Source organism: Azospirillum griseum, from assembly GCF_003966125.1.
In the GTDB taxonomy this organism is placed as follows: Bacteria; Pseudomonadota; Alphaproteobacteria; order Azospirillales; family Azospirillaceae; genus Azospirillum; species Azospirillum griseum.
Genome location: NZ_RXMA01000001.1, coordinates 57,578 through 76,233, shown reverse-complemented (window position 1 = coordinate 76,233; position 18,656 = coordinate 57,578). Strand labels below are relative to the sequence as shown.

The 18,656-nt window shown below is 66.5% G+C and carries 19 protein-coding genes; 11 read left to right on the top strand and 8 right to left on the bottom strand.

Features of this window, described 5'->3' with window-relative positions; all coding sequences use genetic code 11:
• Nucleotides 1–440: 440 nt before the first annotated feature.
• The 4 genes from EJ903_RS00385 to EJ903_RS00370 are packed head-to-tail and all read left to right on the top strand — an operon-like array spanning nucleotide 441 to nucleotide 3,781.
• Nucleotides 441–968 (top strand): flagellar basal body-associated FliL family protein, encoded by a 528-nt coding sequence (locus EJ903_RS00385; protein WP_126611077.1) that lies wholly within the window; start codon nucleotides 441–443, stop codon nucleotides 966–968.
• Nucleotides 969–999: 31 nt separating this feature from the next.
• Nucleotides 1,000–2,079 carry a flagellar motor switch protein FliM gene (fliM, locus tag EJ903_RS00380; protein ID WP_126611075.1) on the top strand — a complete coding sequence of 360 codons (1,080 nt, stop codon included), beginning with the start codon at nucleotides 1,000–1,002 and terminating at the stop codon, nucleotides 2,077–2,079.
• A complete protein-coding gene (locus tag EJ903_RS00375; RefSeq protein WP_126611073.1) occupies nucleotides 2,076–2,684 on the top strand; it encodes a DUF6468 domain-containing protein in 609 nt (202 codons plus the stop codon). The genes fliM and EJ903_RS00375 overlap by 4 nt, the downstream gene beginning before the upstream one ends.
• The gene (locus EJ903_RS00370; RefSeq protein WP_246015026.1) at nucleotides 2,681–3,781 is read left to right on the top strand and encodes a MotE family protein; all 1,101 of its coding nucleotides are present in this window, start codon (nucleotides 2,681–2,683) and stop codon (nucleotides 3,779–3,781) included. The genes EJ903_RS00375 and EJ903_RS00370 overlap by 4 nt, the downstream gene beginning before the upstream one ends.
• A gap of 122 nt (nucleotides 3,782–3,903) precedes the next feature.
• Here EJ903_RS00370 and EJ903_RS00365 read toward each other — a convergent pair whose 3' ends face one another.
• Complete coding sequence (locus EJ903_RS00365; RefSeq protein ID WP_126611071.1) at nucleotides 3,904–4,224, bottom strand: hypothetical protein; 321 nt, start codon at nucleotides 4,222–4,224, stop codon at nucleotides 3,904–3,906.
• 459 nt (nucleotides 4,225–4,683) lie between these two features.
• The gene (locus EJ903_RS00360) at nucleotides 4,684–4,914 is read right to left on the bottom strand and encodes a (2Fe-2S)-binding protein (RefSeq protein WP_126611069.1); all 231 of its coding nucleotides are present in this window, start codon (nucleotides 4,912–4,914) and stop codon (nucleotides 4,684–4,686) included.
• Nucleotides 4,915–5,173: 259 nt separating this feature from the next.
• Here EJ903_RS00360 and EJ903_RS00355 point away from each other — a divergent pair, with 259 nt between their 5' ends.
• Entirely contained in the window at nucleotides 5,174–6,121 is a 948-nt protein-coding gene (locus EJ903_RS00355) for an SAM-dependent methyltransferase (protein WP_126611067.1), read from the top strand.
• A gap of 12 nt (nucleotides 6,122–6,133) precedes the next feature.
• Here EJ903_RS00355 and EJ903_RS00350 read toward each other — a convergent pair whose 3' ends face one another.
• Nucleotides 6,134–7,075 carry a patatin-like phospholipase family protein gene (locus EJ903_RS00350; protein ID WP_126611065.1) on the bottom strand — a complete coding sequence of 314 codons (942 nt, stop codon included), beginning with the start codon at nucleotides 7,073–7,075 and terminating at the stop codon, nucleotides 6,134–6,136.
• Nucleotides 7,076–7,680: 605 nt separating this feature from the next.
• Here EJ903_RS00350 and EJ903_RS00345 point away from each other — a divergent pair.
• From EJ903_RS00345 to EJ903_RS00330, 4 genes are read left to right on the top strand one after another with little or no spacing between them, the layout of a single operon-like run.
• Nucleotides 7,681–8,391: a protein phosphatase CheZ gene (locus tag EJ903_RS00345; protein ID WP_126611063.1), complete on the top strand. Its 711-nt coding sequence runs from the start codon at nucleotides 7,681–7,683 to the stop codon at nucleotides 8,389–8,391.
• A gap of 4 nt (nucleotides 8,392–8,395) precedes the next feature.
• Nucleotides 8,396–9,127 (top strand): hypothetical protein, encoded by a 732-nt coding sequence (locus tag EJ903_RS00340; RefSeq protein ID WP_246015024.1) that lies wholly within the window; start codon nucleotides 8,396–8,398, stop codon nucleotides 9,125–9,127.
• Entirely contained in the window at nucleotides 9,124–9,897 is a 774-nt protein-coding gene (locus tag EJ903_RS00335) for an OmpA/MotB family protein (protein ID WP_126611061.1), read from the top strand. The genes EJ903_RS00340 and EJ903_RS00335 overlap by 4 nt, the downstream gene beginning before the upstream one ends.
• Before the next feature lies 1 nt (nucleotide 9,898).
• Nucleotides 9,899–13,336 (top strand): tetratricopeptide repeat protein, encoded by a 3,438-nt coding sequence (locus EJ903_RS00330; protein WP_246015022.1) that lies wholly within the window; start codon nucleotides 9,899–9,901, stop codon nucleotides 13,334–13,336.
• A 66-nt stretch (nucleotides 13,337–13,402) separates the two neighbouring features.
• On the opposite strand, the gene EJ903_RS00325 is transcribed toward EJ903_RS00330, so the two are convergent.
• From EJ903_RS00325 to EJ903_RS00305, 5 genes are all read right to left on the bottom strand, one after another.
• Nucleotides 13,403–15,328: a potassium transporter Kup gene (locus tag EJ903_RS00325; protein ID WP_126611059.1), complete on the bottom strand. Its 1,926-nt coding sequence runs from the start codon at nucleotides 15,326–15,328 to the stop codon at nucleotides 13,403–13,405.
• A 177-nt stretch (nucleotides 15,329–15,505) separates the two neighbouring features.
• Nucleotides 15,506–16,282: a flagellar type III secretion system pore protein FliP gene (gene fliP, locus EJ903_RS00320; RefSeq protein WP_126611057.1), complete on the bottom strand. Its 777-nt coding sequence runs from the start codon at nucleotides 16,280–16,282 to the stop codon at nucleotides 15,506–15,508.
• Nucleotides 16,279–16,647, bottom strand: coding sequence for a FliO/MopB family protein (locus tag EJ903_RS00315; protein WP_126611055.1), 369 nt, complete (start codon nucleotides 16,645–16,647; stop codon nucleotides 16,279–16,281). The genes fliP and EJ903_RS00315 overlap by 4 nt, the downstream gene beginning before the upstream one ends.
• 3 nt (nucleotides 16,648–16,650) lie before the next feature.
• The gene (locus EJ903_RS00310; protein WP_126611053.1) at nucleotides 16,651–17,106 is read right to left on the bottom strand and encodes a hypothetical protein; all 456 of its coding nucleotides are present in this window, start codon (nucleotides 17,104–17,106) and stop codon (nucleotides 16,651–16,653) included.
• Nucleotides 17,103–17,471 carry an EscU/YscU/HrcU family type III secretion system export apparatus switch protein gene (locus EJ903_RS00305; RefSeq protein ID WP_246015020.1) on the bottom strand — a complete coding sequence of 123 codons (369 nt, stop codon included), beginning with the start codon at nucleotides 17,469–17,471 and terminating at the stop codon, nucleotides 17,103–17,105. The genes EJ903_RS00310 and EJ903_RS00305 overlap by 4 nt, the downstream gene beginning before the upstream one ends.
• Before the next feature lie 269 nt (nucleotides 17,472–17,740).
• Between EJ903_RS00305 and flgB the strand changes: the two genes are divergently transcribed.
• Together flgB and flgC are read left to right on the top strand one after the other, a co-directional pair.
• On the top strand, nucleotides 17,741–18,145 hold the full coding sequence (gene flgB, locus EJ903_RS00300) for a flagellar basal body rod protein FlgB (protein ID WP_126611049.1): 405 nt from the start codon (nucleotides 17,741–17,743) through the stop codon (nucleotides 18,143–18,145).
• 55 nt (nucleotides 18,146–18,200) lie between these two features.
• Nucleotides 18,201–18,611, top strand: a complete 411-nt coding sequence (flgC, locus tag EJ903_RS00295; RefSeq protein ID WP_126611047.1) for a flagellar basal body rod protein FlgC — start codon at nucleotides 18,201–18,203, stop codon at nucleotides 18,609–18,611.
• The last annotated feature ends 45 nt before the right edge of the window (nucleotides 18,612–18,656 follow it).

Here is an 18,656-nt window from a genome sequence, read left to right as displayed (position 1 = left end):
TCCGGTGGGAAGCCGGGCAAAGCGACGGGGTTCCGGCCCGGTGGGGCAGGGGGTGCCGGGCAGAAACTGCCGGGGGGGGGCGACTCTTGCCGGGTTGGACCAGGCAAAGTCATCCCGTTCCCGCTCCACGCCGGACGGCGTGCGGGTGTGGGCGGAGTCCGGGCGTGGCGGAGTTCCAGCGGTTGCGGTCTGGTCGGACGTTGCAGGCAACGCGTGACCGGGGCGCACCGGGAGTCCGGGTGGCACGAAGGTCCGGAACCTCCCACTCAAAAATCATGCCGACTCGGGAAAGGCGCTGTGGAATCCACAGCTTCCCCAGTGGTCGAGGGCGCATCGAAAGGAGTTGTTAACTATCCCGACGTAGGGTCGGAGGAATCATGCGGGAAGGTTCCCCGCGCGCGACCTCGCCCCAGGCAGGCCCCAGACACGCCCAGGAATTCATGGCCGAACACGACGCTGGCGAAAACGCGACCGATGGAATGCCGCGCAAGAAATTCAGCGGCAAGAAACTGGTCCTCTTCGTCATTCTCCCGCTCGTGCTGCTGATTGGCGCAGGCGCGGGGGTGTTTTTCTCCGGCCTGCTCGACAGCCTGCTCGGCAAGAAGGAGGAGCACGCGGAAGAAGCCCACCCGCCTGAACCGGTCGGTCCGGATCCGCACGCGGCTCCGATCTTTTACGACCTGCCCGACATGCTGGTGAACCTGAACAGCGCGGGCAAGCGTCCGGCTTTTTTGAAGATCAAGATTTCGATCCAGGTGTCGAAGGGCGAGGACATTCCGGCGATCGAGCACGTGTTGCCGCGCATCATCGATAATTTTCAGGTTTACCTGCGCGAGCTTCGGTTGGAAGATTTGCGGGGGTCGGCGGGAATGTACCGCCTGCGTCAGGAGTTGCTGTTGCGCATCACCGCCGCCGCGCATCCGGTGAAGGTGAAGGACGTGCTGTTCAAAGAGATGCTGGTCCAATAGGAACGGTGGGGTTGGTGCAGCGGGGCGTGTCATGAGCGACACCGAACAACTGAGCGAGGAAGAACGCCTTGCCGCCGAATGGGCGGCGCTGGCGGAGGACAGCGGCGACGTCGGCGACATGGGCGGCGGCGGCGGTGGGTCCACGCGCGTTCTGAACCAGGACGAGATCGACAGCCTGCTGGGCTTCGACCAGGGCGGTGCCGGAGACGGGGAAAACTCCGGCATCATGGCGCTCGTCAACTCGGCGCTCGTCAATTACGAACGTCTGCCGATGTTGGAGATCGTCTTCGATCGCCTCGTCCGCATGATGTCCACGTCCCTGCGCAATTTCACCTCCGACAACGTCGAAGTCAGCCTGGATCAAATCTCGTCGGTCCGTTTCGGCGATTACCTGAACTCGATCCCGCTGCCCGCCATGCTGTCCGTCTTCAAGGCGGAGGAGTGGGACAATTACGGCCTGATGGTCGTCGATTCCGCGCTGATCTATTCCATCGTCGACGTGCTGCTGGGCGGTCGGCGTGGCACGGCGGCGATGCGCATCGAAGGCCGCCCCTACACCACGATCGAACGCAACCTTGTGGAACGCATGGTCCATGTGGTGCTGTCCGACCTGTCCGCCGCCTTCGATCCGCTGTCGCCCGTGACCTTCCGGTTCGACCGGCTGGAAACCAACCCGCGTTTCGCCACCATCGCGCGGCCCGCCAACGCGGCGGTGCTGGTCAAGCTGCGCATCGACATGGAGGATCGCGGCGGGCGTCTGGAACTGATGATCCCCTACGCCACGCTGGAGCCGGTTCGCGAACTGCTGCTCCAGATGTTCATGGGTGAAAAGTTCGGCCGTGACTCGATCTGGGAAACCCACTTGGCCTCGGAACTGATGGTGACGGACGTCGATCTGTCCGCCGTGCTGGACGAGGTGACGATGACGCTGCACGACGTGCTGAACTGGCGCGTCGGCACCCGCATCCTGTTGAACGCCACCCCCGACGGGGCCATCGAGCTGCGCTGCGGCGACGTGTCGATGTTCCAGGGGCGGATGGGCCGCAAGGGCGGGCACATCGCCGTGCGGCTGGAAAAGGAATTGCCCAAGCAGGAGGTCATGCGGCTGTGAGTCCACTGATCTCTCTCATCATCGATCTGGTGCTGGTCGGGCTGTTGGCGGCGACGATCGCCTACGCCATCATCCTCAACAAACAGATCGTCAAGCTGCGCGAAAGCCGTGGCGAGTTGGCCGAATTGATCCAGGGGCTGAACGACGCCATGGGCAAGGCCGAAGGTGGCGTGCGCAACCTGAAGAAGACCGCCGCCGACACCGGCGAGGATCTGCAACGCACCGTCACCAAGGCGCAGACCCTGCGCGACGAGCTGGAATTCATGATCGAGGCGGCGGACGCGCTGGCCACCCGTTTGGGATCGGTTGGCGACCGCGATGGCGGACGCGGTGCGGCTGTGGCTCGGACCAACCCGGTCAAGCCGCCGCTGGCGAGTCGCCCGGCTCCGCGCCCACTGCCGATCGAGATGCACGACGACGACCACGACGCGGCCCCACCGCCCGCCCGTTTGGATCCGCCGCGCCGCACTGCACCGCCGCCGTTGGTTGCGGAATCGCGGGAACCGGCCCCGCGTGAGCCGGTGGCCCGTGATGGTGAAAGCCTGTCGCGCGCCGAACGCGAACTGCTCCAGGCGATTGAAAACGCAGGGAAGGGGATGGGATGAGCGGGGATGGAATGACCGACGCGCAGAAGACCATCGCCGACTTCGCCGCCCGTCTGGCCGCAAAGGGAGCGGCGCAGGACGCCGCCGCCGCTGCCGCCCGGGCCAGGACGGAGGAAAAGGTCGTCATCCGTCCGGCGGGGGCCGCTCCCACCGGGGTGCGCGTGTCCGCGTCCGCCCAAACCGCCGCGCAGGCATCGGCGGTGCCGACGCCCAACGCTCCGGCGGTGGTGCCTGCGGGAAGTCGGGCCGGGCTGCCAGCCCGCGCCGGAGCCACCCGGCCGTCCGCCAAGGGCGGCAAAACGGGCAAGGGAAAGGGTGGCAAGGCGCGCGTCGCCGCTGCGCCCCGCCGCCCGCTGATGGAGGTGGTGCGCGGCTGGACGAAGGATGTCCGCTTCCGTCTGTTGCCGGTGACGATCTTCGTGGCCGTGCTGATGCTGGGGGTCCGGGTGGGCGATGTGTGGCGGATCGCCACCCGCGACGCGCAGTTGCCGGATTTTCCCGCCACCATGGCGCAGGGGCAGCAACCCCCGCCGCCCAACGGTGGCAAGCCGCCCGTCGACCCCAAGGCCCCCCCGCCCAAGGCGACGACCGCACCCAACGCCCCGCCGAACCCGGCGAAGGATGGCCCGCCGCCCGCCGCTCCGGCCCCGGGAGCGCCCGCCGCCGCGAACGCGCCGTTGGGTCCGATCACGGACCAGGAGCTGTTGCAGCATTTTGCCGAACGTCGGGCCGAAATTGAACGACGCACCAAGGAACTGGAGCAGCGCGAGGCGCTGCTGACCGCAGCGGAAAAGCGCATCGACCAGAAGGTCGCGGAGATGGAAAAGGTCCGCGCCGACATTCAGAAGCTGATGAACCAGGGCGATGAAAAGCAATCGACCCAGTTGGAAAGCCTGGTGCGGATCTACGAAACGATGAAGCCCAAGGAGGCCGCCCGCATTTTCGAAGAGCTGGAAATGCCGGTGCTGCTGGGGGTGATCCAAAAGATGAAGGAAGCCAAATCCGCCCCGATCCTGGCGGCGATGGATCCGGTGAAGGCCAAGGAAGTGACCTCCGCCCTGATCGAACGGCGGGTTCCGGTCACGGCGACCAAATAGGGGCTTTTGCCGGCACAAACGACGGCCCATACAAACGACGGCCCATACGAACGACGACGGGGCGGAACCGGCTGGGTTCCGCCCCGTGTTGGTTTCGGATCGTGGTGGAAGGGCGGGCGTGGTTACGCGGCCTGCGCGTGCAGGCGGGCGCTCATGTCGTCCAGGACGCCTTGCGCCTCGCGCAGTGCCCGTTCCGCGTGGGCGCGGGCGGTTGGCCACGCGTCGTCATCGGCCTGATGCGCGGCTTCGATGCGGGCGGCGGCGCGGTTGCGCAGCCCGCGCAGACTGTCCAGGGCACGCTCCAGCGGTTCGCGCCCGGTGATGTCGCGGCTCCTGCCGTCGAAACGTTCGACGGTGGTTCGCAGATCGTTCATCTGGTTGGTGATGGTGGTGAGTTGGACGCGCGCGCGGCTGTCGAACGCGTCTCGTTCTTGTTGGTTCATACCCGTTGGTCCTCTCCTGTCGCTCCCCTGTCGATGCTTTTCGGATGGATCGCCTGTGGTCGGGTGATCCGCAGCGCAAGGAAGGCTGAACGGCGGGTGTGATTCCACGCCGCGTTTTGCTTTGCTCTTCCATGTCGGGTGTACGACCCTGTTCGGGAAGATCCGTGCGCTCAAAAAAGCAGACCGGGCCGACCAAATCCCATTCGGGAGAACCCGAACAGGACAGCCATAGCCCGGTGTCGCAAGGGATTGTTCTTGGTTTTGAGTGCGTTTCCTCTTCGACCGGTTGATCCGGTTCGGCCCCTTGATACCCCGTGATGATGTCACGGTGGTTGTTTTTTCTTTAAGCTTTTGTGCACCAAGCGGGCAGGCTGGTCAATCCAACCTATTTCATAGGGCGCTGTGTTTTTTGCCGCAGCCAAACGTCATGCCGCGTCACAGCACAGCCGATCCCGCAGGTTATTCCGCCGCGACGCTGTAGGCCGGTTGGGCGTTGCGGTCCGGCTGGGCGCGGCGGCGGGCGCAGGTGGCGCGGTGTTCGGCGGTCATCGCCCGCAGGGTGGGAACGCATTTGCCGCACTGGACCTGACAACCGTGCTGGCGGAACACCGCCGCCGGGGTGGTGGCCCCATTGTCCAACGAGGCTTGGACCTTCCGTTCGTTCAGCGCGTTGCAGATGCAAACGTACATCGGATCCTCGGCGTCAATCGGAGTGGCGTCAATCGGCCGACGGGTGGTCGGCGGGCGGTTGGCGTCGCTGTCGCGTGGCTGGCCTCAGATGTAGTGAGAGTGCGAATCGTTGTCAACCAAACAAATGCGAATGGCTCTCACAATCAAGCGTGCGCGTCGCTTCGCCGCAGGCGGCGGCAAAGGGTGGGGGACGCGCTTTCCTGAGCGCTCGTTCGTTCCCGCTCTTGCATTCCGGCGCGCTCGGCGGTAGCCCGTGGGAATGAACGACCTCACCGACGCCCCCGCCACCGCTCCCGCCCCGATTCCGCTGGGGCAGACCATCTATCTGGCCGCCGACGGCTTCGTTGATGATCTGGTTGCCGAGTTGGGCGATGTTGCGCAGGTCGATGGCCGTCTGGTCTTTGCCGATGGCCCGGCCCGGCCCGCCGCCTGGGCGCAAAACATCTGGTTCGACCCGGTGAAAATTGAAATCCCGTCGATCAAGGGCGGAGCAAAGGCGTTGCGCGGGATTCAACGCAATTGGGCGCTGTGGTCGCAGCGGCACCACCGCCGCGCCTCGCTGATTCAAGAAAATCTGCCGCACGTCTCGTCCAAGCCGGTGGAGTTTCCATCCGCGTTGCCGACGGCTCCCCTGGGGTCCTGGACGCTGCTGGACGAATCGACCATCGTGGCGGCGGCGCGCTGCTCCAGCCCCTACCGTCACGGTGAAATCCCCTTCATCGAAAACCGCACCGCGCCGCCCAACCGCGCTTATCTGAAGCTGTGGGAGGCGTTGACCCTGTTCGGGGAGCAGCCGGGGCCGGGCGACCGCTGCCTGGATCTGGGGGCCTGTCCGGGGGGGTGGACCTGGGTGCTGCACGAGTTGGGGGCGTCGGTGGTCAGCGTGGACAAGGCCCCGCTCGATCCCGCCATCGCCCGCTTGCCGCGCGTCGAGATTCGCCAGGAAAGCGCCTTTGGCCTGAAGCCGCAGGATGTCGGTCCGGTCGATTGGCTGTGCTGCGACGTGATCTGTTACCCGACCCGGCTGTTGCGGCTGGTGCGGGACTGGATGGACAGCGGTCTTGCCAAACGCTTCATCTGCACCCTGAAATTCCAGGCGGCGACCGACCATGAGACCGCGCGTGCCTTTGCCGCCATCCCGGGCGGGCGTGTGCTGCATCTCAGCCAGAACAAGCATGAACTGACCTGGATGTGGCCCGCCCGCTGACGGCGGGCACCCTCACGCCCCGGCGAGCGCCTGCTCGATGTGGGGGCGCAGCAGCAGCGTGGCGGCCCGGCCAAGCTCCACCGCTTCGGCAGCCCGGTCGAAGTCCAGAATGCCGATGTGCCCGAGGCGCGGCGCGATCAGCGCGTCGGGCGGTTCCCCGGCCAGACGCGACCGGGTGATCCGGTCCTGCATGATGTCGATGGACCCGGCCATCACCTCCAGCGCGTTGGGGGTTGGGCCGTGCGACTGATCAAGCTGTTCGGCCAGAAAGCGGGTGCGCTGGTTGGGCTTGCGCCCCAGCCATCCGGCGACCTGATCGGTCAGTTGCGTGATGGCGGGTGGCAGCGCCTCCGCCACGCTGCTGGCGGGGGACGCTTTGCCCTCTGGCCGACGGCCAAGCCACGTGCGTTCGCTGTTCAGGTTGACGGCGATGACCACGTCCGCCCCCAACGCCCGGCACAACGACACCGGAACCGGATTGACCAGAGCGCCATCGACCAACCATTGCCCATCGCGCGGCACGGCGGGGAACAGGCCGGGCATGGCGGCGGAGGCGAGAACGGCGGGCAGCAGGGGACCGTCGCGCAACCACACCTCCCGCCCGGTGGACAGATCGGTGGCGGCGGCGGCGAAGGGAATCGGCAGATCCTCGATCCGCACATCGGTGCGTTCGTTCAGAAAGGGGTCGATCGCCTTTTCCACCGCGACCAGCCCGCCCCGGCGAAAGGTGAGGTCGATGATCCCCAGCATCCCCAACCAGCCCATGCGCTGCGCCCAGTCCTGAAGCGCGTCCAACTGGTCGGTGAGGTGCGCTGCCCCCACCGCCGCGCCGATGGAGGTGCCGCACAGGATGTCCGGCTTCACGCCCATCTCCTGCAACGCGCGCAGGACGCCGATGTGCGCCCAGCCGCGCGCCGCGCCACTGCCCAACGCCACGCCGACCTTGATGCCCATGCCCCTATCCCCGTTGCGGTTGCGGTCATGCCCGCTTCGGTTATGTGGGAGCGCGAACGCGTGTGGGGAAGGTGATGCAATTCTGCATCATGTGGCGGAAAGGATGCGGGGGGCTGGAATCCGCGTGATTCCACAGGATCCGCCGCGTGCAATTTGCCGTACCATCAAAACCAGAGACGCGCAGGGGGAGGGGGCGATGGCCACCCATGCTTCATCAGATCAGACTTCGGTCGGTCAACCGGCACCAGGAATGGTGTCGTCGGGATTGCGCAGCTTCCGCCGCGACTGGGACCGATGGTCGCCAGCGGAAAAGGCCTGCGCCCTGACCGCGCTGGCGTTGGTCGCCTTTCTGTTGGGAGTGCCCGTTTCGGTTGCGGTTCTCTGATGCGTTGACCGGCATCGGTTGGCCGACCGAGCGTTTCTTTACTGGCTCTTAACCCTCCCAATTTAGGTTAAGACAGCTTGAACGGATCCTTGACGGCAGTGAGCGCCGCGTTGCGGCTGGAACGCGGATGGTTCCGGTCGCCCGTGGGGCAAAGGGCGGTCAGGGGTACGGTTTCCGACACGGTGATCGCCGTCGCAACGCCCTCTCGCCGGACACGCCCATGACCTTTTCCGCCCAATCCTCCGTGACGGAGCAGAAGCTCCTGAGACAGCGCCTTGATGTCGCCTTTGCCGAGGCCGCTCAACCCCTCTCGCGCGACGAGGTGACGGAGATCGTCCGGTCGATCCTGGGCAGCATGGACGGCGACATTTCCGCGACCGACCTGCGCCTGTACAAGGAGGTCGTCGATCTCGCGAAATACATCGAGAACGCCAAGCAGGAACTGGCGTCCCTCCAGCCCGAAGAGATCCGGGACGAACACATCCGCAGCGCCACGGACGAGTTGGACGCCGTGGTCGGGGCGACCGAAAAGGCGACCTTCGCCATTTTCGACGCCTGCGACGCCATCAGCGCAGTGGCCGGAACGACGGACGCCGACACCAGCGCCAAGCTGAACGACCAGATCACCAAGATCTTTGAGGCCTGCAACTTCCAGGACATCACCGGCCAGCGCATCACCAAGGTGGTCCGCACGCTCAAGCACATCGAGAGCAAGGTCGACATGATCGTCGCCGCCTTCGGCAGCGAGGTCCGCAAGAACCACGCCCCCCGCTTGGCCAAGCTGGCGGCGGAGGACGCGGCGAACGCCCCGCCGCCGGTGGTTCCGATGAGCGAGGAGGAAGCCGACAAGCAGCTTCTCCACGGGCCGCAGATGCCCGGCAACGCCATGGACCAGGACGAGATCGACCGCCTGCTGGCGAGTTTCGATTGACGTTATGCTGGCCGACAAACCCAGCCCCGGCGCGTCCGGTTCAGCCGCTACGCGCACGGTCCGGGCGGTCGTGCCGCACAACCCGAACAACGGCACGATCGTTCTGTTGTTGTCGTTGTTCCTGTTGCTGCTGGTGTTTTTCATCGTTCTGAACGCCCAGTCGGTGCAGACGGTGCAAAAGGTGAAGGCGGCGGCGGCCTCGCTGGAAAAAAGCTTTCCCAATTTCGTGATCGACCCGCGCCTGCGCGATGGCACCGATGTGGTCGCCTCCCGCGCGGGCACGGTGTTTGCCGTGCAGCGGTTGGACGGCGTGGGCAGCCTGTTCGCCACCGCCATCGCCGTGGCCCAGGTGGAGATGGTGACACCGGGCCGCCTGCTGGAGGTCCGGCTGCCCGCCGACGATCTGTTCCTGCCCGATTCGGTGGCGTTGCGGCCTGACCGCCAAGGGCTGTTGGACCGGGTGGTGGACGCGTTGCGGGACTCGCGCCAGGGCGAGCGGCTGGAACTGGAAGCCCTGCTGGGTATCGGCCCCACCGCTGGCCCCAGCCAGGCCCCGGGGCCGGTCGCGCGCGCCGGAGCGCTGGCGCGCGCGTTGATTGGTGATGGCGCACCCACCCGCGCGGTGACGATTGGCATCGAACGCGGCGTGCCGGGCGGGGTGCGGCTGCTCTTCACCTTGCGGTTGGCCGACGAGCCGTCGCCGCGTCGCGCCGTTGGGCGGGGGGAGCGGCGATGATCCGCATTCCAGGGCGCGGTCAACCGGGGCAGGGTGGGGGTGGCCATGATCCGGGCGGCCATCGCAAGACGATGTGGCTCATCAGCTTCACCGACCTGATTTCCTTGCTGCTTGCCTTCTTCGTTCTGATGTATTCGATGAGCGAGCCGGAGTCGCAGCGCTGGACCCGGTTGGCCCGTGGCTTGGCGGAGACGATCCCCGCCGCGCGGTCCACCGCCACCACGCCGTCGGACCGGCCCGCCGACCCGCGCGCGGCCTTCAACGCCCAGGCGGTGGAACCGCGCGCGGCGGCGGTGGATGTGAATTATCTGGGCGCTCTGCTGCGCGGCCAGACCGCCGCCAACGCCGAGTTGGCGGGGGTGGAGGTGCGGGGGGAAGATGACCGGGTGGTGATCGGCCTGCCGGGGGATCGTATGTTCGATCCGACGGGGGCGGCCTTCACCAACGATGGCCGACGCATCATCTTTCTGTTGGGCGCTGTGGTCGGGCGCATCGGCAACCGGATCGAGGTGGTCGGCCACGCCGAACGCGAGGATCCAACCGGTGGTGCGGCGTGGGAGCGGGCCTTGACCCGCGCGGTGGCGGTGTCGGCCGCGCTGCGCGAAACCGGCTATCGGCGCGAGTTGGTGGCCCGTGCGGTGATGGCGGTGGAGGAGTCGCCCAGGCCGGGGCCGGTGGTCCCAGGGGTGACGGCTGCCGTGGTCACGCCGGTGAACGCGGCCGGTCGGATACGGGTGGACATTGTGGTGCGCGAGGAAGGGGCGGATTGAGGTGACGGGGCGGTTGGGAACAGGTCGGCGGCGCAGGCTGTGCGGCGTGGTGGCGGCGGTGGCGCTGATGGCGGCCCCGTCGGTGTCGCTGCGCGCGGCCACCGTGCCGGTGCGCGCCTCCGCCCATCCGGATTTCGGGCGGATGGTGTTTGATTGGCCCTCTTCGGTCGATTTCACCGCGCGCATCGACGGCAACCGACTGGTCATTGCCTTCACCCAACCCATCGACGCCCCGCTGGACCGGGCGGTGGCCGCCTTGCCCGACTACCTGTCGGCGGGGCGGGTGGAGAGCGATGGCAAAACCGTTTCCTTTGATCTGAAGCGCCCGGTCACGCTGAAGAGCTTCCGCAGCGGCAAATCCTCCGTGGCCATTGATCTGGCTCCGGCGGCGACCGCACCGGCACCCGCAACGCCCGCCGCATCACCCGGTTCCCCCGCACCGGCGGCGGACAAGCCGGTGCCGCAAGCCGGGCGGGTGGCGGTGCGCGCCGCCGATCAACCCGACGCCACCCGTGTGACCTTTGAATGGCCGGGGCCGGTCGATTACACGATGACGCGCGACGGCGCGGCGGTGACGCTGACGTTCGACAAGGGGGGCACGCCCGATCTGGCCCAGGCGGCGCGGGCGACCCTGCGGAACGTCCGAAATCTGGAATCCTTCCGTCAGCCGAACGGGGCGCTGGCTGTGACCTTTGCCGCGCCGCAGGATGCGGAGATCAAGGAGAGCAAGAACGGCAAGACGGTCACGCTGGACGTGATGAACGCCGGAACGCGCAAGGGCGCGGACAGCACCGCCAAGCCCGGGGCCACGCCGCCCGCGCCCGCCACACCGCCCGCTGCCGCCAAACCCGCAACGCCAACTCAGGCCCCGACCACCCCGGCGGCGACGGCACCGGCTCCGACCACCCCCGCCGCCGCACCCACTGCCGCATCGGCCGAGGTGAAACCAGCGCCCGACGCGGCTGGGGCGGAGGCCAAACCCACCCCGCCGCCGGGGCCGAAAGGCCCGGTGTTGACCTTTGAGACCGGGGGGCCGTCCTCCATCGCCGTCTATCCGCGCGCGGGGCAGCTTTACATCGTCTTCGACCGTCCGATGCCGATCGGGGCGGGCAAAGTCACCGGGCCGGGCGCGGAGCTGATGGGCAACGTCGAACCGGTTCCGGCCACCGGCGGCAGCGCCTTCCGCACCAAGATCGGCCCGATGGTGTGGCCAGCGGTGGAGCGCAAGGGGACCACCTGGACCATCGCGTCCTCTGGCCGTCCGCCCAACATGTCGAGCGTCAATGATTTGCGGATCGACGCCGAGCCTGATTTCCTGCTGGGCGCGCGCCTGCTGGTCCGTGCGCCCGACGCGGCGACGGTGGTGCAACTGTCCGACCCGGATGTCGGCGACCGGGTCCAGGTGATCCCCTTGCCCAGTCCCGGCTTGGCGGTGGCCGAGTCGCGCCGTTATCCCGATCTGGAGGTGATGCCGTCCTTCCAGGGGGTGGTCATCCGCCCGATCTCCGACAATGTGACGGTGCGCCCGGTCAAAGAGGGGGTGGAAGTGACCTCGGCGGGGGGGCTGCACATGTCGCCCGCCGCCGATGCGGGCAACCCGGCCATCGCTCAGGCGGCCTCATCGCCCAGCCAACCGGCGGCCCCCCAGCCGGTCCCCGCCCAGATGGCGGCCCCGCCCGGCCCCCCGGCGGGGTTGGCGATGGACGGTCCGAAGACCGCCCCGCTCCAGGGGCGTCGCCTGTTCAATCTGCCCGCCTGGAAGCATGGCGATTTGGATCATTACACGGAGGCGCGGCAGGACCTGCAGCTGGCCGTGGTCAACGCCCCGGAATCGGAACGGGCGAAGGCGCAGCTTGATCTGGCCCGGTTCTATTTCGCCAACGGTTTCGGGCAGGAGACGTTGGGGATGCTCGACGTGCTTCAGCAGAATCAACCGGATTTGGAAGGGTGGCCGGAATTTCGCGCCCTGCGCGGGGCCGCGCGGGTGCTGACCGGTGATCTGGCCGGGGCGGAGGCCGACCTCACCGTCCCCAGCCTTGCCACCAACCCGGAAGCGGCGCTGTGGCGGTCCGCCATTGCGGCGGACAAACGTGATTGGCCGACGGCGATCAACGGGTTCAAGGCGGCGTCGGCGATCCTCAGCTCCTACCCCGATCCGATGATCGGCAAGCTGGGTTTGCGGGCGGCGGAAGCGGCGCTGGAAACCGGCGACACCAACAACGCCAAACGCATTCTCGACCGGATCATCGAGCGCGGTGGCCCGGATTCGGAAGACCGGCCCGATCTGCAATATCTGCGCGGTCTCTATTACGCCCGCACCGGTGAGACCGACCGCGCGCGCGAGCAGTTGAAGGCGGCGTTCGACAGCTATGACCGACTTTACCACGCCAAGGCCGGGTTGGCGTTGACCAACCTGGATTTGGCCGAAGGCAAGATGTCGGCCACGGCGGCGGCGGAGCAGTTGGCCGGTCTGACCTTCACCTGGCGGGGCGACGATCTGGAAATGCAGATCCGCTCCCGGATGGGCGAGGTGCTGATTGCCGGCGGCAAATACCCCGAAGGCTTCAACACGATGAAGGAAACGGCGGCTCTGGTCGCCGATACCCCGCGCGCCGAGGCCATCACCAAGGACATGTCGCGCATTTTCGCCGATCTGTACAAGGATGGGGCTGCCCGCCTGCCGACGTTGGAGGCGCTGAAGCTCTACGACCAGTTCCGCGAGCTGACCCCGGTGGGCGAGGCGGGCGACGAGATCATCCGGCAACTGGCCGAACGGCTGATTTCCATCGATCTGCTGAACCGCGCCGCCGACCTGTTGCAACATCAGGTGGAGTTCCGCCTGTCAGGGTTGGACAAGGCACGGATCGGCACCCGTCTGGCGTCGGTCCGCCTGCTCGACAACAAGCCGGAACAGGCGCTTCAGGCGCTGGAGATGTCGAACGTTCCCGGCATCCCCGCCGATCTGGCGGCGGAACGGCGGTTGATGCAGGCCAAAGCGCTGTCCGAACTGAACAAGGGCGATGATGCCCTGCTGTTGCTGGCCGACGACGACGGTGCCAACGCCAACCTGCTGCGCGTTGACATCGCGTGGCGTGGCCAGAAATGGGAAGCGGCGGCGCTGGCGCTCAACAAGATCATCGGCCCGCCGCCACTGCCGGGCAAGGCGCTGGATCCCGCCGTGTCGCAACTGGTGCTCAACCGGGCGGTGGCGCTGGCGCTGGCCGGGGATGGGACCGGCCTCAACCTGCTGCGCAAGGATTTCGAAGCGGCGATGAAGGGCGGCCCGAACGAGGACGCCTTCCGCGTGCTGACCCGGCCCGAACAGGCGCTGGGGCTGGTTGACGTCAGCACCATCCGGTCCCGCGTGGCCGAGGTCGAGCTGTTCCAGAAATTCCTGAAGAACTACCGGGGCAAGGCACCCGCCAAGCCGACGAGTTGAGGACCGTGGTTGCCGTCGGGGGACGACGCGTGGCCGTCCCCCACGGCGACCGGACCGGCGAACCGGCTACAGTTGCACCTGCGTTCCCAGCTCCACCACCCGGTTGGGCGGCAGCTTGAAGAAGTCGGTCGCGCTGACCGAGGTGCGGGCCATCAGCACGAACAGCTTTTCCCGCCACAGCGCCATTTGCGAATTCATCTGCGGAATCAGCGTCTCGCGACCCAGGAAGAAGGAGGTCGCCATCACGTCGAATTCCAACCCGAACGCTTTGCACAGACGCAACGCCTTCGGGATGTTCGGTTCCTGCGAGAAGCCGTAGCGCACGGTGATGCGGTAGAAGCCCTCCGCCAGCCCTTCCACCAGCACGCGGTCCTTGGCGGGCACGCGCGGCACGTCGTCCACCAGCACGGTGACGAAGACCACCCGCTCGTGCAGCACCTGATTGTGCTTCAGATTGTGCAGCAGGGCGATCGGCACGGTGTTGGAACTGGAGGTCATGAAGACCGCCGTTCCCTTCACCCGGTGGATGTCGGTCGATTTGGCCTGACGGCGGATGAAGGCGTCGAGCGGCAGGGATTCTTCGGCCAGACGGCGGCTCAACACCGCGCGGCCGCGCCGCCACGTCGCCATCAGGCCCACGGTGATCGCGGCGATGACCAGCGGGACCCAGCCGCCATGCGGGATCTTCACCGCGTTGGCGGCGAAGAAGGAGAGATCGACCGCCAGGAACCCGGCCCCCAGGGCCAGACAGACCGGAACCGGCCAGTTCCAACGGCGGTGCGCCACCACCAGGGCCAGCATGGTGGTGATGATCATGTCGCCGGTCACGGCGATGCCATAGGCCGATGCCAGCCGGCTGGACGATTGGAACACCACGACCAGCCCGATGATGGCGATCAACAGGCCCCAATTGGCGCGGGGGATGTAAATCTGCCCCTCCTCCTCGCTGGAGGTGTGGCGGATGTGCAGGCGCGGGCACAGGCCCAACTGCACCGCCTGACGGGTCAGCGAGAAAACGCCGGAGATCACCGCCTGGCTGGCGATGACGGTGGCCATGGTGGACAGGGCGATCAGCGGGTACAGGCCCCATTCCGGGGCGAGCAGATAGAAGGGGCTGCGCACGGCGGTCGGGTCGCTCAGCAGCAACGCGCATTGCCCCAGGTAATTCAGCAGCAGGGCGGGCAGCACCACCCCCAGCCACGCCAGTTGGATGGGGAAGCGCCCGAAATGGCCCATGTCGGCGTAGAGTGCTTCGCCGCCGGTCACGGCCAGCACCACGGCCCCCAGCACCAGGAAGCCGATCCAGCCGTTGGTCTGGAAAAACGCGATGGCGTAGCGCGGATCAAACGCCGCCAGCACGCCCGGTTGCTGCGCGACCTGGATCAGCCCCAAGCCGCCGATGGTCAGGAACCAGGTGATCATGATCGGGCCGAACAGCGCGCCCACCCGCGAGGTGCCGTGGCTTTGGATGGCGAACAGCAGGATCAGGATGACGACCGTCACCGGAACCACCACCGATTCCAGCGCCGGTTCGGCCACCTCCAACCCCTCCACCGCCGACAGCACCGACATGGCCGGGGTGATCATGCCGTCGCCGTAGAACAGCGAGGCCCCGCACAGCCCCAACGCCGTCAGCAGCGTCAGCTTGCCGGTGGACACCGCCCCCGACGATCCGCCGCTGGCGGATTGCGAGGCGTGGGTGGCCAGCGCCAGCAGGGACAGGATGCCGCCCTCGCCCTTGTTGTCCGCCCGCATCACGAACAGCACGTATTTGACGGTGACGACGATGACCAGCGCCCAGAACACCAGGGACATGATGCCCATGACGTTGGTGGGGGTCAGCGGCAACGCGTGTTCACCGCCGAAGCATTCGCGCAGGGTGTAGAGCGGGCTGGTGCCGATGTCGCCGTACACGACGCCAAGCGCACCGAGCGTGAGCGCCGCCAGCTTGCCGTGATCGGTCTGGGCGGCTTTCAATGTTGTGTCTGACATGCGTGGAGTGTGGTCCGTGAGTGGGACAGCGAAGCCTCAAGCGGGAAGACCGGCACCGGCGCGGCCCACCGGGCAAAGCGGGGCCACGATTCCCGTCATACGCGTTTCCGCCGCGTGATGCCAGCGTCGCCTTGCAACGCCGTCCTCCCGCGCGCGGGCTGCGACGAAGTGCGCGCCCTACAAGGTGCCGAAGCTGCGCGCCAGCGATCCGGCGATCAGATACCAGCCGTCCACCAGCACGAAGAAGATGATCTTGAACGGAATCGCCACCATGGTCGGCGGCAGCATCATCATGCCCATCGACATCAGGATCGATGACACCACCATGTCGATGATCAGGAAGGGCAGGAACAGCAGAAACCCGATCTCGAATCCGCGCTTGATCTCTGAAATCATGAAGGCGGGGACCAGAACGTGCAACGGAGTGTCGGATGGTTGTTGCACGGTCTGAATCCGCGCCATGTCCAGAAACAGGCGCAGGTCCTTTTCCCCGGTGTGGTGCAGCATGAAATCGCGCAAGGGGGCGGCGGTGCGTTTGAACGCCTCCACCTCGTCGATCTCCTGGTTGATGAGCGGCTGGATGCCCTGGGTGTAACAACGCTCGAACACCGGTGCCATGACGAAGAAGGTCAGGAACATCGCCAGCGACATCATCACCGTGGTCGGCGGCACCTGCTGCACGCCAAGGGCGGAGCGCAGGAACGACAGCACGATGACGATCCGGGTGAAGGCGGTCATCATGATGAGGATCGACGGGGCGAGCGACAGCACCGTGATGAGCGCGATCATCTGAACGATGCGCCCGGTCGCGGTCCCGCCCGCGTCGCCCAGATCAAAGGTCATGCTTTGCGCCAGCGCTGGCCCGGCGGACAGGCCAACCGCAAGGCCGCAGGCAACGGCCAGGATCAGGGCGGCGACCAGCGGGCCGCGCGACAGGGAAACGGCCGGTCTCATGACGTGTGGGTGTCCTTCCGTTCGCCCGCCGCGTTCCCGGTTTCCAGGTGTGCGGCGCTGTGAGACTCGCCGCTGTGATGGGCGTGCAGAGCGGCGTGGAAATCCTGGGCCGCTGTGCTCTCCACCACTTGATCGCCGGAGCTGCTCAACAGGATCAAATGCTCCCGGTCGTCCTTGCGGATCAGCACAAGGCGGCGTTTGGCGTCGATCGCCATCACCTCCACCACGCTCAGGCGGCGGTGACGGACGGCACCGGTGGCGACGCCGCCCAGCCCGATCCGCCGCATCAGCCACGCCACCGCGACGATCAATGCGATGACGAAGAGAAGGGCAACGACGAAGCGGATGTATTGATCAAGGTCCATGGGTCAGGTCGGCTCGTCGGGCGCAAGAGGGAAGGCCGTGCTGTCGTGGCCCGTGCTGTCGTTGCCCGTGCTGTCGTCGGGCAGGGTGCTCGGCTGCCGGGTCGGCCCCCGGCCATAGGCGGCGGCGGCGCGGTGGCGGGCGGTGTGCGGGTCGCTGCGCCCGTCCGTGGCGATGGTGTCGCGGAAACGGGTGTGCTGGGCGTTGATGGCGGCGACCAACGGATCCAGCGCGGCGACAAGTTCCGCCAGCGGTTCCAACAGCGTGCGGACGGTTTCGCGTGGGCGGGCGAGGATGGTGGCGCAGAGATTGGAGACCCGCGTCTCCAGCCCGGACAGGTCAATGGCGTCACCATCCTCCGCCCACCGCTGCGCGTGGGCAAGGTCGGCGGTCAGGCGGGCAAGCGCCTGGGGCAAATCCAGATCAGGGCCGCTGTCGGCGGCGGGCGGAACGCCGGTCATCCCTGTGGGCCGTGGCTGTTGTCGGTTGCATCATCCCCGGATTCGTCGGGCGGATCCGTCGGGATGGTGCCGTTGGCACGGTAAACATACGCGAGGATTTCCGCCACCGCCGCGATGGCCTCGACCGGAATGTCGCTGTCGACCTCCATCACCGACAGGATTTCCACCAGATCGGCGTCCTCGCGCACCTTAACCCCGTTGGCAAAAGCCAGTTCCAGGATCTGTTCGGCCACCGTTCCCTTGCCGGTGGCGACGATGCGCGGCAGCGATTGGGTGCCCCGCTCGTACTTCAACGCCACCGCAACCGGACGCTTCGCGGCGGGCTTGGTGGGCGGGCGGGCGGGGGTGCGGGGGGGCGCGGGCACGCGGTTTCCTGCCGGATCAGACGGTGGGGGAGCGGCGGAGGGACCCTTGCATCCTGGACTGTCAGGCTTAACGAAGTGTAAAGTCACCAAGACCCCACAGCGCATGACCGTCTGTGATCCTTTTGCGTCGGTTGGTGCGGGCGGTTCCTCACCGCTGGATTCATCTTTCATTAAGGCCGAAAGACGAGCATTCTATGGTGGTCTGGCGTCTGTCCCGTTGCGGGTGGATGGCTTGGCGCATCGGTTCGGGCATGGGCAGGACGTGGGCCATGGATCTGGGAAATATCGGCCTCTTCAAGCTGATGTCGCGCAAGATGGACTGGCTGACCCAGCGTCAGGAAGTCATCTCGCAGAACATCGCCAACGCCGACACCCCTGATTACAAGGGCAAGGATCTGAAGCCCTTCACCTTTCGTGACGCCCTGAGCGACAACCGGCGCTTGGCCCCCACCGCGACCAGCGCTTCCCATCTGCCCGGAACGGCCGGATCGGGTGGGACCGCCAAGGAGCAGCGCATTCGCGATCCGTTTGAAACCGCGCCCAACGGCAACAATGTGGTGTTGGAAGACCAGATGATGCGGATGAGCGAAAATTCGATGGACTACCAAACCATCACCAACCTGTACAAAAAGCAGGTTGCGATGATCAAGTCGTCGATCCGCTCGGGCGGTTGATTGGTTGTCTGTCTGACGCGTGGTCTTGGCCGGTTGGGATGAGGGAGGTGGTGTTATGGATCTCTACAAGTCGATGGCGGTCTCGGCGTCGGGCATGAAGGCGCAAGGCACGCGCTTGAAGGTCATCTCGGAAAACCTCGCCAACGCCAACACAACGGCGGAAACGCCGGGCGATCTGCCCTACCGCCGCAAGGTCGTGACCTTTCAGAACGTCCTGGATCGCCAGATGGACGTCGACAAGGTCAAGGTCGGCAAGATTGATGTGGACAAAAAAGAGTTTCAGCGCCGATTCGACCCGTCCCACCCATCGGCGGACGCGGATGGCTATGTCCTGCTGCCCAACGTCAATTCGGTGGTGGAGGCGATGGACATGCGCGAGGCCCAGCGCAGCTATGAAGCCAACCTGTCGGCCATCGACACCGCGCGGCAGATGTTGACCCGCACCATCGACATCCTGCGCGGTTGATGACAGGCTAACCCTTCCGCCCAAACCGTCAGCTTCTTTACGGAC

What these genes read in the sequence shown, in the direction of transcription:
- EJ903_RS00325 (WP_126611059.1), bottom strand. Translation starts at nt 15,328, where the DNA reads ATGTCAGACACAACATTGAAAGCCGCCCAGACCGATCACGGCAAGCTG.
- EJ903_RS00360 (WP_126611069.1), bottom strand. Translation starts at nt 4,914, where the DNA reads ATGTACGTTTGCATCTGCAACGCGCTGAACGAACGGAAGGTCCAAGCC.
- flgB (WP_126611049.1), top strand. Translation starts at nt 17,741, where the DNA reads ATGGATCTGGGAAATATCGGCCTCTTCAAGCTGATGTCGCGCAAGATG.
- EJ903_RS00365 (WP_126611071.1), bottom strand. Translation starts at nt 4,224, where the DNA reads ATGAACCAACAAGAACGAGACGCGTTCGACAGCCGCGCGCGCGTCCAA.
- flgC (WP_126611047.1), top strand. Translation starts at nt 18,201, where the DNA reads ATGGATCTCTACAAGTCGATGGCGGTCTCGGCGTCGGGCATGAAGGCG.
- EJ903_RS00370 (WP_246015026.1), top strand. Translation starts at nt 2,681, where the DNA reads ATGAGCGGGGATGGAATGACCGACGCGCAGAAGACCATCGCCGACTTC.
- EJ903_RS00335 (WP_126611061.1), top strand. Translation starts at nt 9,124, where the DNA reads ATGATCCGCATTCCAGGGCGCGGTCAACCGGGGCAGGGTGGGGGTGGC.
- EJ903_RS00385 (WP_126611077.1), top strand. Translation starts at nt 441, where the DNA reads ATGGCCGAACACGACGCTGGCGAAAACGCGACCGATGGAATGCCGCGC.
- EJ903_RS00315 (WP_126611055.1), bottom strand. Translation starts at nt 16,647, where the DNA reads ATGGACCTTGATCAATACATCCGCTTCGTCGTTGCCCTTCTCTTCGTC.
- EJ903_RS00340 (WP_246015024.1), top strand. Translation starts at nt 8,396, where the DNA reads ATGCTGGCCGACAAACCCAGCCCCGGCGCGTCCGGTTCAGCCGCTACG.
- EJ903_RS00350 (WP_126611065.1), bottom strand. Translation starts at nt 7,075, where the DNA reads ATGGGCATCAAGGTCGGCGTGGCGTTGGGCAGTGGCGCGGCGCGCGGC.
- EJ903_RS00355 (WP_126611067.1), top strand. Translation starts at nt 5,174, where the DNA reads ATGAACGACCTCACCGACGCCCCCGCCACCGCTCCCGCCCCGATTCCG.
- EJ903_RS00310 (WP_126611053.1), bottom strand. Translation starts at nt 17,106, where the DNA reads ATGACCGGCGTTCCGCCCGCCGCCGACAGCGGCCCTGATCTGGATTTG.
- fliP (WP_126611057.1), bottom strand. Translation starts at nt 16,282, where the DNA reads ATGAGACCGGCCGTTTCCCTGTCGCGCGGCCCGCTGGTCGCCGCCCTG.
- EJ903_RS00345 (WP_126611063.1), top strand. Translation starts at nt 7,681, where the DNA reads ATGACCTTTTCCGCCCAATCCTCCGTGACGGAGCAGAAGCTCCTGAGA.
- fliM (WP_126611075.1), top strand. Translation starts at nt 1,000, where the DNA reads ATGAGCGACACCGAACAACTGAGCGAGGAAGAACGCCTTGCCGCCGAA.